The organism is Rhizobium sp. 21-4511-3d (genome assembly GCF_053522545.1).
In genome coordinates, this window is record NZ_JBNWCF010000005.1 from 372,376 (window position 1) to 384,923 (window position 12,548).

The following is a 12,548-nucleotide window of genomic DNA, read 5'->3' on the forward strand; positions in this document are numbered from 1 at the left end:
CATGCGCGCGCACTTTGCGCCGAACCATTGCCCACGGCTGCAGCAAGGAAGTCTGATATGCGTTCCGTCGTCTCCTTCAACGAATCCTGGAGCTTTCACGAGGGCTTCGGCCAGCGCCTGCTCGACGCCTTCGACGGCAATACCACGATCAGCCTGCCGCATACCGCCGTCGAGCTGCCGTTCAACTATTTCGACGAGAAGAGCTATCAGCGCGCCTTCACCTATCAGAAGGTCCTGCGCTGGATGCCGGAATTCGACGGCCGCGAAGTCTCGATCGTCTTCGATGGCGCCATGGCCGATAGCGTCGTCTATCTAAACGGCGAAGAGATCATCGCCCACAAGGATGGCTACACGCCTTTCGAGGCGCGCCTGACAGGCAAGCTCGTCAAGGGCGACAACCTTATCACCGTCAAGATCGACGGCAGCGAAAACCCCGCCATCCCGCCCTTCGGCGGCCGCATCGACTACCTCACCTATGCCGGCATCTACCGCGACGTCTGGCTGAAAGTCACCGGCACTGTCTCGCTGCGCAATATCAAGATCGAGACGCAGGACGTGCTCGCCGACGTGAAATCGGCAACGGTGCGCTGCCAACTGTCGAACCCACAGCATGCCACCTTCCTCGGTACGGTCACGGGCACGATCCGTGACGCCTCAGGCGTGGTGATCGCCACCGCGACGGCCGAGACCACCGGCGAAGACGTGACGCTCGCCTTCGGTGACCTGACAGGCATCGCCCTCTGGGATATCGCCAATCCGGCGCTCTATGAGCTCACCGTCGATCTGAAGACCAGCCACGGCTCGGATCGCCTCGCCTCGAATTTCGGCTTCCGCACCGCCGAGTTCACGCCCGAGGGCTTCCTGCTGAACGGCCAGCCGCTGAAACTGCGCGGCCTCAACCGTCACCAGGCCTATCCCTATGTCGGCTATGCCGCCGGCCGCTCCGCGCAGGAACTCGACGCGACGATCATGAAGACGGTGCTGAAGTGCAATATCGTCCGCACCTCGCATTATCCGCAGTCGAAGTGGTTCCTCGATCAGTGCGACCGGCTCGGCCTGCTCGTCTTCGAGGAGATCCCCGGCTGGCAGCATATCGGCGATCTCGAGTGGCAGAAGGAATCGATCGAAAACGTCCGCCGCATGATCGAGCGCGACTGGAACCACCCGTCGATCATCATCTGGGGCGTGCGCATCAACGAGTCGCTCGACAGCCACGATTTCTACGCCGAGACCAACCGCCTCGCCCGCGAGCTCGATACCACCCGCCAGACCGGTGGCGTCCGCTATCTGACGGAAAGCGAGCTGCTGGAAGACGTTTACACGATGAACGACTTCATCCTCGGCAACGAGGAACTGCCCGGCGCCAACCGCCCGCGCACCGCGCTTCGCCCGCAGCAGGAAAACACCGGCCTCGCCCACAAAGTGCCCTACCTGATCACCGAATATAACGGCCACATGCATCCGACGAAGATGCACGATCCCGAGCAGCGCCAGGCCGAGCATGTCCGCCGCCATCTCGAAGTTCTGAACGCCGCCTATGGCGACCCGGATATTTCAGGCGCGATCGGCTGGTGCATGTTCGACTACAACACCCACAAGGATTTTGGCTCGGGCGACCGCATCTGCTACCACGGCGTCATGGACATGTTCCGCGAGCCAAAATTCGCAGCCTACGTCTATTCCAGCCAGTGTGATCCGTCCGACGAGATCATCATGAAGCCGGTGACCTTCTGGGCGCGGGGCGAACGCAGCATCGGCGGCGTACTGCCGCTGATCATCCTCACCAACTGCGAAGAGGTGGAGCTCAAGTACGGAACGCTGACCAAGCGCATCGGCCCGGACCGCGAGAACTATCCGCACCTGCCGCATCCGCCCGTCGTTCTCGACCACCGGCATTTCACGGCGGACGAGCTCGGCACCTGGGGTCTGGAATGGATCGATGGCGAATTTACGGGCTTTATCGATGGCGAGCCGGTCGCCCATCTGACGCTTGCAGCCGATCCGCTTCCGGCAAAACTGGAACTTGCGCCTGACAGCACCGTCCTGAAGGCCCGCGAACGCGACAGCACGCGCGTCATCATCCGCGCGCTCGATCAGCGCGGCCAGCGCCTGCCCTTCATGGAAGACAGCATCAGCCTGCGCGTCGAGGGGCCGGCAAAGATCGTCGGCCCGACGAGCGTGCCGCTGCAGGGCGGCACGGCCGGCTTCTGGCTGGAGGCGACCGGGCTTACAGGCACGATCACAGTGGAAGCGACCTCAAGCCGCTTCCCCGCCGTCAGCTTCAGCGTTACCGCCGGCTGAGAGATCAGGCGATCCGCAGCTGGCTCTGCGGATCGAAGAACACCGCCTTGTCGAGATTAAAGGCAAGGCGGGTGTTCTGCCCGGCTTCGATCCCGGCATCGGCGCCGAGGCGCGCGACGACGGACTTTCCGCCAAGCTTGGTAACGGCAAACGTATCCGCGCCCGCGGGCTCGACAACTTCGATCATGCAATCACCATGCGACACCGATTTCGCCTTGCGATCGACGCCGTCGAGATCGGTCAGCGCTTCCGGGCGGATGCCGAAGATCACCGGCTTGCCATTGTAGCTGGTCAGGCTGTTATTGCCTGCCGGAACCGGCAGCTTCAGCGGCTCGCCATTCGGACGGTCGAGCGAGACCTGCAGGCCACCCGAACCGTTCTCGACGGTGGCATTCAGCAGGTTCATCGCCGGCGAACCCATGAAATCGGCCACGAACACATTGGCCGGGCTGTTATAGATCTCGGCGGGCGTACCGAACTGCTGCAGCACGCCATCGCGCAGCACGGCAATCTTGGTCGCCAGCGTCATTGCCTCGATCTGGTCATGGGTGACGTAGACGATCGTCGTGCCCATGCGCTGATGCAGGCGTTTGATTTCCGTGCGCATGTCGACGCGCAGCTTGGCATCGAGGTTGGAGAGTGGCTCGTCGAACAGGAAGACCTGCGGATTGCGCACCAGCGCGCGGCCCATGGCAACACGCTGACGCTGGCCGCCGGAAAGCTGGCTCGGCTTGCGATCGAGCAGATGGCCGATCTGCAGCATTTCCGAAACCTGCTTGATCGCCTTGTCGCGCTCGGCCTTCGGCACGCCGCGGATTTCCATGCCGAAGGCGATGTTTCCGGCAACGGTCATGTTCGGGTAGAGCGCGTAGCTCTGGAACACCATGGCGATATCGCGCTTCGACGGATGCAGGTCGTTGATCGCCCGGCCGTTGACGCGGATCTCGCCCTCGGTGATCGACTCCAGGCCGGCGATGGTGTTGAGCAGCGTGGACTTGCCGCAGCCGGAAGGGCCGACGAGCACGAGGAAGCCGCCCTCTTCGAGCTCGAGGTCGATCCCCTTGAGGATGTCGACGGCGCCGAAGCGCTTCTTGAGACCGGAAATTTCAAGGAAAGCCATGGATCACCCTTTGACGGCGCCCGCCATGAGACCGCGCACGAAATAGCGGCCGGCGAGAATGTAAACGATAAGCGTCGGCACGGCGGCGATCATCGCAGCAGCCATGTTGACATTGTATTCGACCACCCCGGTCGAGGTGTTGACGACGTTGTTCAGCGCCACGGTCATCGGCATGGATTCACCGGTGCCTGCGTAAGCCGAGGCGAACAGGAAGTCGTTCCAGATATTGGTGAACTGGTAGATCACCGTGACGACGATGATCGGCAGCGAATTCGGCAGCATGATGCGGCGGAAGATCTGGAAGAAGCTTGCACCATCGACCTGCGCTGCACGCACCAGTTCCGTCGGGAAGGCCTCATAGAAGTTCCGGAAGAACAGCGTCGTGAAGCCGAGACCGTAGACCACATGCACAAAAACCAGGTTCACGGTCGGATTGCCGAAACCGAAACTCATGCCTGTCGCATTCTGCAGCGTCATCCCGAACCGGCCGAAGGCGCCGAGGATCGTTGCCATCGGCAGCAGCACCGACTGGAAGGGGATGAAGCAGGCAAACAGCATCAGCCCGAAGACCAGCGTATGGCCGGGGAAACGCCACTTGGTCAGCACGTAGCCGTTCAGAGCGCCGAGTACAGTGGAGATTGCCACCGCCGGCACCACCATCTTGATCGAGTTCCAGAAGTAGCCCTTGATGCCGGCGCAGGTCAGGCCGACGCAGGTCTCGCCCCAGGCTTTGAACCAGGGATCGAGTGTCGGCGATTGCGGCAGCGACAGCATGTTGCCGTTCTGGATCTCGTCCATGGTCTTGAACGAGGTGACCAGCATGACGAAGAGCGGCATCAGGTAGAGAACCGCAAAGATGATCAGCAGGCCGTAGATGGCCGTACGGCTGATCCACCGGCTGCCGTTACCCTGCGAGACGGCGATTGTCGAGGAGGTCACGCTGCTCATCGCGCCTTCTCCTTCAGTTCGGAATAGAGATAGGGAACGATGATCGCCGAAATCGTCATCAGCATGATGATCGCGCTCGCCGAGCCGACGGCCATTTCGTTTCGCTTGAACGTGTATTCATACATGAAGTTGGACGGCAGCCAGGCCGAGCCGCCGGGGCCGCCCGAGGTCAGCGCCACGACAAGGTCGTAGGACTTGATCGCCATATGCGCGAGAACGATGAAGGCCGAGAGAAACACCGGCCGCAGCAGCGGAATGATGATCCGGCGATAGAGCTGCAGCGTCGAGGCGCCATCGATCTGGGCCGCCTTCATGATCTCGCCGTCGATGCCGCGCAGGCCAGCCAGGAACATCGCCATGACGAAGCCGGACGCCTGCCACACGCCGGCGATGACGACGGTGTAGATGACGAAATCCTTGTTCTTGATCCAGTCAAAATGGAAGCTCGTCCAGCCGAACTGATGCAGCGTCTGTTCCAGGCCGAGACCCGGATCGAGGAACCACTTCCAGGCAACGCCCGTCACGATGAAGGACAGAGCCATTGGATAGAGGAAGATCGGCCGAAGAATGCCTTCGCCGCGGATCTTCTGATCGAGAAGGATCGCCAGGAATAGCCCGAGCGCCAGGCAGATACCGATATAGAGGAACCCGAAGATGCCCATATTGGTGATCGACGTGTACCAGGACGACGGCGGATCGCTCTCGAAGGTCCAGCGCCAAAGCCGCTGATAGGCGCGCGGCCCGGTCAGGTCATAAGACGGGAAGGTCTTGGAATTGGTGAAGGACAGATAGGCCGTCCAGACGATGAAGCCGTAGACGAAAATGATGGTGATCAGGAAGCTCGGCGCCAGCACGATCTTCGGCAGGGCATCCTGCAACCGGCCGCGAATGGACGCGCGGGTCGAAGGATTGGACGTCAGGACCGGATCGGTGGTCGCAACAGTGCTCATAAATCAATCTCCTCCCCGCATCATTCCTGCAGGGCGCAAAGGCCTCCCCGCACTGTGCGGGGAGGCCGGATGTCGAACAGGTATTAGCGAGCGTCGTCGATCGCCTGAACGAGCTGGGTCACAGCTTCGTCGGAGGTCTTGATCTGGCCGTGAACGAACTTCGAAACGACGTCCTTATAGGCATTGGCGATTGCCGGAGGCGCGCCGTAACCCTGAGCGAGCGAACCGAACAGCGTGCCGCCGTCGTTTGCCTTCTTCAGGTCGGCGATACCCTTCTTGCCGCAGGCGTCGAAGGCCGTATCCGGAACGTCCGTACGGGCCGGAACCGAACCCTTGACGACGTTGAAGGCCGACTGGAAGCTCTTCGACAGCGTTGCCGTTGCGAGAGCGACCTGGGCTGCCTTGCGGTCTTCAGGAACGTTGAACATGCCGAACATGTCGGAGTTGTAGATCACGCTGCCATCGGTACCCGGGAAGCGGTAGCACAGGAAGTCCTTGTCCGGGGTCTTCTTGGCGGCGACGAATTCGCCCTTCGCCCAGTCGCCCATGACCTGAACGAGCGCGTCACCCTTGATGACCATGGCGGTTGCCAGGTTCCAGTCGCGGCCCGAGAAGTTCGGGTCGACATACTTGATGATCTTGGCGAGGTTATCGAAGGACTTCTTCATCGTGTCCGACTTCAGAGAGTCTTCGTCGAGATCGTTGAAGGCCTTCTTGTAGAATTCAGGACCGCCGGTCGACAGAACGATCGAGTCGAACATCGTGGCTTCCTGCCAGTTCTGACCGCCGAGAGCGAGCGGGATGACGCCGGCTGCCTTTGCCTTGTCGAGCAGGGCGATCAGGTCGTCGAAGGTCTTCGGCTCGGTGCCGCCGATCTTGTCCATCACGGCCTTGTTGATCCAGAGCCAGTTGACGGAGTGAACGTTGACGGGTGCAGCGACCCACTTGCCGTCATAGACGGAGAATTTCTGCAGAGCCGCCGGAACGGACTTGTCCCAGCCTTCCTTCTTCGCGGTCTCGGTCAGGTCGCCCATGACGCCGGCCTGAGCGTAGTCGAGGACGGTGTAGCCGAGCATCTGGGAAGCGGTCGGATACGTACCGGCAGCAACCATTGCCTTGAGTGCGGTCATTGCAGCGTCACCGCCGCCGCCGGCAACCGGCACGTCCTTCCAGGCGTAGCCTTCCTTGGAAAGGTCGCCCTTCAGCACGTTGAGAGCAGCAGCTTCACCGCCCGAAGTCCACCAGTGCAGCATCTGCACTTCCTTGACGTCGGCAGCATGGGCGCCGAACGCAGCCATCATCACGGCAGCAGCAGCCACCGAGCCCAAAAACTTGCGCATAGTCTTCCTCCCGTTTGCAAGTCGGCAGCGAAAGCCTCCCTCCGCCACCCTGAATGCCTCCCGCCACCCCGGGCGGGAAAACATGCCGAAGCCGATCCGGCCGCGGTTGACAATTTAAAACGATATAAATTACCCGCCGTCAAGTCTTTCTCGACTTCCGAGAAAAAAGATTATTAATGACACAAGATACTGAAATTATTATGTAATGCCTATTTTTCGTCAGAAATCCCAAAAATTTAAAACGTTTTCATAACTTTATTGCTTGCAATGCATCTGCCCGTTATGTTGATTGCCGCAGCCCCAGGAAGGCCAAGTTGACCGATCCGATAAAGCCGCCCCGCGGCGAAAACCAAGACAGCCTGCTGAGACGTGGCAAGCCGACATTGCGCACGATCGCCAACCTGACGGGATTGGCGGTGACGACGGTATCGCGCGCGCTGAGCGATGCGCCGCAGATCTCGCTGGAAACCCGCGAGCGCGTGCACAAGATCGCCCGCGAGATCGGCTACCTGCCGGATCGCGCCGCACAGCGCCTGAAGACCGGCCGCACCAATGTCATCAGCATCCTGCTCGACTCCCATCAGGAGGTCGTCGGCTTCGGCACCTCGATCATGTACGGTATCGCCAAGGCTCTGAAAGAAACCTCTTACCATCTGGTGGTCGCGCCGAACTTCCTGTCGACGACCGAGCTCGAGGCCGCCGAATACATCGTCCGCAACAATTTCGCCGATGGCGTGATCTTCACCCGCACCGAACCCTTCGATGCGCGCGTGCGCATGCTGATCGAGACGGGCTTTCCCTTCGTCAGCCACGGCCGCACCGAATTCTCGACGCAGCATCCCTATGTCGATTACGACAACTACGCCTTCGCCTACGAGGCAACCGCCCGGCTGATCGCCAAGGGCCGCACGAAGGTGACCATCCTTCTGCCGCCGCGCCGGCTGACCTTCTACCAGCACCTTCTGCATGGCTTCATGACCGCAGTCAGGGAAGCAGGCGCGAGCTACGAAATCTCCGAGGCGATCACGCTTGATTCTTCCGCCAGCGATATCCGAGACTATGTGCGCAGCCGCGCCGCCGGACCTGACGCCCCCGACGGCTTTATCTGTCCCGGCGAAGTCTCTGCTCTCGCCACCATCACCGGCATGAGCGACGCCGGAAAGCAGCTGGCCGAGGACTACGACATCGTCGCCAAGGAACATTCGCGCCTGCTGACGCAGCTGCAGCCCAAGGTCGAGACGATCTACGAGGATCTGGTCGCCGCCGGCGAAGAGCTCGGCCGCATGCTGATCCAGCGCATCAACGATCCCGAGGCGACCACCGGCATGCAGCTCATGCAGACGCCGCAGATCGCATTCCCGCCCTTATAAGCGCCGCCGACGGCTCGATCTCCGCCAGCAGCGGCAGGTGGTCGGACGCCCGCCGTGCGAGCGGATCGGCAAGCGCCGCCACCCGCCTGACGCCGAGGCCTTCTGAAACGAAGACATGATCGATCCGCAGCACCGGCAGCCGCGACGGATATGTTGGACGCGGCTTACCGCCCGCAAGCAGCTGAACATCGCGAAACTGCCGCGCCAACATCCGGTAGGCAGGCGACAGGGGGATGGCGTTGAGATCGCCGCAGATGATTGCCGGTGCCGCCTGAAACTCCGGCGAGCCGATCCATTCACCCCCAAGCAGCGTCGCGACCTGCCTAGACCGGTCGATGCCCCGCAGGCCGAGATGCGTGTTGAGCACATTGAACTGCAGCCCGTTCGCAATGACCTGCAGCCATATCGCACCACGGGTTTCACCAACTGACGGCAATGGACCCGCGCGCATCAGCTTGGTCGGAAGCGCCGTCAGGATCGCGTCACCGTATTTTTCCTCCTCGACATGCAGGGCCGGATGGAAATGCGCCTCCATCTTCAGGAGCGTGGCGATCAGATGCGCCTGATCGATCCCGCCCGTCCGCCTGCGGCCGACATCGAGCTCCTGCAAGGCAATGATATCCGCACCCGATGCGGCAATGACATCGGCAACCCGCTGCGGATCGAGCCGCCGGTCGGTGCCGATGCAGCTATGAACATTGTATGTGAGAACCTTGATGAGTTTGGCGTCTTGAACGGCCGCGGGGTCTGAGAATGTGCTCATGCCGTGGGAACCCGTTTTCACGTTGTTTCGTTCCATCAACGGAAACTGCGTAGCAAGACGGAAACCTCATGCCGGGCAAGCGCCTCATCATCAACGCCAGCCTCGTTCTCGGGCTGCTGCTGGCCGCCTATCTGCTCTATAAGGTGTTCAGCCGCTATTCGCTCGACGAGGTGATGGACTCGATCGCCGCCATCCCGGTATCACGGCTGGCCGCCGGCATCGGCTTTGCCGCCCTCTCCTACCTCTGCCTCACCGGTTTCGACTGGATGGGCCTGTGCTATGCCGGCAAGCCGCTCAGCTACCCCAAGGCAGCAATCGCTTCCTTCACGGGCCTCTCCATCGGCCACAATCTCGGTGTCGCGGCGCTGAGCAGCGGCGCCGTCCGCTACCGCTATTACTCGCGCTGGGGCCTCAGCACGGAGGAGGTCGCCAAGGTCATCCTGTTCTGCGGCGTCACCGTCGGTATCGGCCTTGCTGCCCTCGCCGGCATCGCGCTGCTCGTCAATCCCGAGGATGCCGCCAATCTGCTGAAGCTTAGCCCATCAGGCCGGTTCGGTCTCGGCCTCGCCTGCCTGGCGATACCCGCCGTCTATGTCGTGCTGTCGGCAACGGTCCGCGCCCCGCTCCGGCTCTGGAAATGGAGTTTCGAGATGCCGGCGCTGAAGCTGGCGATCGGGCAGGTCGTCATCGGAACGCTGAACTTCATCTTCGTATCCGCCTGCCTGCATCAGATGCTGGCAGCTGAGGGCGAGGCAAGCTTCGTACAGACGGCAACCGCCTTCGTCCTCGCCAACATCGCCATTCTCATGACCCATGTTCCCGGCGGCCTCGGCGTCCTCGAGGCCACCGTCAGCCACGTGCTGCCGGGTGCGGCCTCGATCGGTGCTCTCGTCGCTTTCCGGGTGATCTACTTCCTGCTGCCGCTCTTCATCGGCCTGCCGATCCTCGGGATCAGCGAGCTGGTGCTCCGCAACCGGAAACCATCGTCAGAAGAACACGCCGACCAGACGGCCAACGCGCAGGCGCAGCCGATGTAGCGGCCAGTAAGGACGGCGCGGATCGACGATCGCGGTACCGGGCAACGGCGTCGTGCCGCCATGGGCGATATCGACGGCAAAATGGCGCAGCCCGCGCTCGCGGCAGTTCAGCACCTCGATCGTCTCGAGCAACGACCGCTTTTCGCTTTCAATCTGCCGAACATCCTCCGGCGCCGCATCGAGATGCTCGGCAATCAGCCGGTGGCGCAGCGCGGTAATAGCCTGGCGATGTCCGTCCGTCTCCGCCTCGATCGCCAGATCGCACTCCGTATCCAGCCCCTCGGAGCGATTGTTGAGATTGGAGGAACCGATGCGGATGAAGGCATCGTCGATGATCATCAGCTTGGAATGAATGACGATTTCCTTCTCACCACCCCGTTCATCGGGGACCACAGCATACATCACCCGAAGGCGGTCATAGCGATCGATCCGCTTTAGCCGCCGGATCAGCCGGTCGCGATTATTGCCCATCGTCAGCTTCTCGATGAGACCATGCGAACTCTTGGTGACCAGCACCGCGATCTCCGGCCCTTCGATCTCCTTCAGCCGCTTGGCAAGCTCGCGGGCAACGCCGAAGGAAGCGAGATACTGCGTCTCGATATAGATATGCTTGCGTGCCGCGCGGATCGCATCGCGCGTCAGGCGAAACGCCTCATAGTGACCGCGCTTGCCGATCAGGCCGGGCTCCGTGAGCGCAATGGCCGCCGTCGCATCAGTCATCTCCGCGGCAACAGCAAGCGGCCACGCGGCATCCCGCACCGGCGACGGCTCGATCGTCTGACCGGTCGCCTTCTTCCAGCGGCGACGGGCGACATCGCCGATCAGGCTTGCCGCCGGCCCGGAAACCATCGACTGCATGTCATGCACAGGCTCGTAAGGCGTGCCGTCAGGAGAGCGGCGAACCGGATTGCTGACCCGGTGATCCGGTTCGTCCCAGCGCCGCGCCGTCAGGTCGATACCGCCGAGAAAACCGAGACTGTCGTCGATCGACACCAGCTTCTGGTGATGGCAGCCGCGCAGCGGATGGCGGAGGTCAAAACGCATGGTGATCTGCGGATGAGAAGAAAAGCCGCTCTCGCGGAAGAGCCGCAGCGACTTGCCCGAGTAAACCGGCCCCATTCCCCAGACGAGAATGCGGATCTGCAGTGCCGGGTTCTCATCGGCGAGCGACAGCAGCAATTCGCCTAGCGTTTCCGAGCTCTGCTTCGGCCGCAGCCGGATATCGGGATTGAAATCCCAGCCGACGATCCAGATCGTCTGGCGCGCCTGCCGCAGCGCCTGATCGAGCGCCGAGAAATAAGCAGCACCATCGACAAGGAACGCGACTTTCGAGGCTTTGCCGGACCGCCAGGCGTTGCGGCCGGTGCGAATGATGCCGCCGGGCACGGCGGGAATGGCAGCCTTCACCGTGCGCCGGGCGGCGCTGGCGATCAGTTCCATGGTATTCGCCGTCTTGCGGCTTGCGCCGATCGCCTGAAAATCCGTCATCCCTTGCCCGCTGCCCCACGCTTTTTCGATGCGTCCCTTAACGTGCGAGGCTTCGCCGAAGTTCCGGCGCGTGATGCAAAAAATTCCTGATGTCCAAGGCCTTGCGGCAATAGCGGCCTTGCCCCGGCAGCAAATTTCGCCCATCCCTTGAGAAAATCGGGAGGACCACGCTATGCGAAACTATTCAGCCTGCATCGAATGGCTCTTTGCCACGCCGGACGACCGCTTCGAAGACCGCATCGCCCGCGCCGCCGCGGCCGGCCTCGGCTTCATCGAATTCTGGCGCTGGACCGACAAGGATCTCGACGCGATCGAGGCCGCGCTGAACCGCACCGGCCTCAAGGTCTCTAGCCTTGTCGCCGAACCGATGATCCCGCTGACCGACGTCAACAACCGCGAGACCTGGCTCCAAGGTCTCACCCAATCCGTCGTCGTCGCCAAACGCCTCGGCGCCCTCGTCCTGATCGCCCAGGCCGGAGACGATCTTCCTGGCCTCTCCCGGCGGGAACAGCGCGAAGCCCTGATCGGCACGCTGCGCGCCGCCGCCGACATCCTTCAGGGCACCGGCGTGCGCCTCGGCGTCGAGCCGCTCAACACCCGCATCGACCATATCGGCTACTACCTCGATTCAACCCGCGAGGCACTCGACATCATCGACGAGGTAAACCGCCCCGAAATCGGCCTCACCTACGACATCTACCATTCCGCCGTGATGGACGAGAAAACCGAAGACGTCATCGCCAACCGCATCTCCCGCATCATCCACGTCCACGTGGCCGACCACCCCGGCCGGAATGACCCGGGCACCGGCAGCATAGACCTGCGCCATCGGCTGGATTGGCTGTTTGATCAGGGGTATCGCGGCGCCGTTGGCATGGAGTACCGGCCGCTGACGGCGGATGCGGCGGCAGTGAAGGCGGCGCTGCGGGCGCTCGGGACTGAATAGTGTTTGAATAGGCCCATGCCGGCACGCACGGAGTTGTCTCCGCCATCCCCAGAAGCGTAAAACCCGCCGGATGGCGGGCTGTCAGGCTTTGAACCTTCTGCCTTGAGGTTATTGTCCGTAGGACGATGATCTACGATCGCCCGGGAAAGCGAAGCTTTTGCGCCATCGATAGGTCGATAGGATTCCGGGGAGATTTGGTTGCGGGGGCAGGATTTGAACCTGCGGCCTTCAGGTTATGAGCCTGACGAGCTACCGGGCTGCTCCACCCCGCGTCCAGCGCAAAAC

Annotated in this window: 10 protein-coding genes and 1 tRNA gene; 4 read left to right on the plus strand and 7 right to left on the minus strand. The window is 61.9% G+C overall.

Features of this window, described 5'->3' with window-relative positions; genetic code table 11:
• The first annotated feature begins 57 nt into the window (after positions 1-57).
• Complete coding sequence (locus ACQZ5H_RS14365) at positions 58-2,301, plus strand: glycoside hydrolase family 2 protein (protein WP_449098094.1); 2,244 nt, start codon at positions 58-60, stop codon at positions 2,299-2,301.
• 4 nt (positions 2,302-2,305) lie between these two features.
• Here the strand turns inward: ACQZ5H_RS14365 and ACQZ5H_RS14370 are convergent, their stop codons facing one another.
• The 4 genes from ACQZ5H_RS14370 to ACQZ5H_RS14385 form a co-directional block, all read right to left on the minus strand.
• Entirely contained in the window at positions 2,306-3,421 is a 1,116-nt protein-coding gene (locus tag ACQZ5H_RS14370; protein ID WP_203427929.1) for an ABC transporter ATP-binding protein, read from the minus strand.
• A 3-nt stretch (positions 3,422-3,424) separates the two neighbouring features.
• Positions 3,425-4,369, minus strand: coding sequence for a carbohydrate ABC transporter permease (locus tag ACQZ5H_RS14375; RefSeq protein ID WP_199628891.1), 945 nt, complete (start codon positions 4,367-4,369; stop codon positions 3,425-3,427).
• On the minus strand, positions 4,366-5,319 hold the full coding sequence (locus tag ACQZ5H_RS14380) for a carbohydrate ABC transporter permease (RefSeq protein WP_112719834.1): 954 nt from the start codon (positions 5,317-5,319) through the stop codon (positions 4,366-4,368). Before ACQZ5H_RS14380 ends, ACQZ5H_RS14375 begins: the two co-directional genes overlap by 4 nt.
• 83 nt (positions 5,320-5,402) lie before the next feature.
• A complete protein-coding gene (locus ACQZ5H_RS14385; protein WP_112537114.1) occupies positions 5,403-6,659 on the minus strand; it encodes an ABC transporter substrate-binding protein in 1,257 nt (418 codons plus the stop codon).
• A gap of 314 nt (positions 6,660-6,973) precedes the next feature.
• Between ACQZ5H_RS14385 and ACQZ5H_RS14390 the strand changes: the two genes are divergently transcribed.
• On the plus strand, positions 6,974-8,029 hold the full coding sequence (locus ACQZ5H_RS14390; protein WP_199628888.1) for a LacI family transcriptional regulator: 1,056 nt from the start codon (positions 6,974-6,976) through the stop codon (positions 8,027-8,029).
• On the opposite strand, the gene ACQZ5H_RS14395 is transcribed toward ACQZ5H_RS14390, so the two are convergent.
• Positions 7,992-8,792, minus strand: coding sequence for an endonuclease/exonuclease/phosphatase family protein (locus tag ACQZ5H_RS14395; protein WP_449098095.1), 801 nt, complete (start codon positions 8,790-8,792; stop codon positions 7,992-7,994). The genes ACQZ5H_RS14390 and ACQZ5H_RS14395 overlap by 38 nt on opposite strands.
• A 68-nt stretch (positions 8,793-8,860) precedes the next feature.
• On the opposite strand from ACQZ5H_RS14395, the gene ACQZ5H_RS14400 reads away from it, so the two are divergent.
• Complete coding sequence (locus tag ACQZ5H_RS14400; RefSeq protein ID WP_449098096.1) at positions 8,861-9,829, plus strand: lysylphosphatidylglycerol synthase domain-containing protein; 969 nt, start codon at positions 8,861-8,863, stop codon at positions 9,827-9,829.
• Here the strand turns inward: ACQZ5H_RS14400 and ACQZ5H_RS14405 are convergent.
• Positions 9,779-11,317 carry a phospholipase D-like domain-containing protein gene (locus ACQZ5H_RS14405; RefSeq protein WP_449098097.1) on the minus strand — a complete coding sequence of 513 codons (1,539 nt, stop codon included), beginning with the start codon at positions 11,315-11,317 and terminating at the stop codon, positions 9,779-9,781. The genes ACQZ5H_RS14400 and ACQZ5H_RS14405 overlap by 51 nt on opposite strands.
• Positions 11,318-11,489: 172 nt before the next feature.
• Here ACQZ5H_RS14405 and ACQZ5H_RS14410 point away from each other — a divergent pair, with 172 nt between their 5' ends.
• Positions 11,490-12,263 carry a TIM barrel protein gene (locus tag ACQZ5H_RS14410; protein WP_449098098.1) on the plus strand — a complete coding sequence of 258 codons (774 nt, stop codon included), beginning with the start codon at positions 11,490-11,492 and terminating at the stop codon, positions 12,261-12,263.
• A gap of 195 nt (positions 12,264-12,458) precedes the next feature.
• Here ACQZ5H_RS14410 and ACQZ5H_RS14415 read toward each other — a convergent pair.
• Positions 12,459-12,535: transfer RNA gene (locus ACQZ5H_RS14415), tRNA-Met, on the minus strand.
• Between the last annotated feature and the right edge of the window lie 13 nt (positions 12,536-12,548).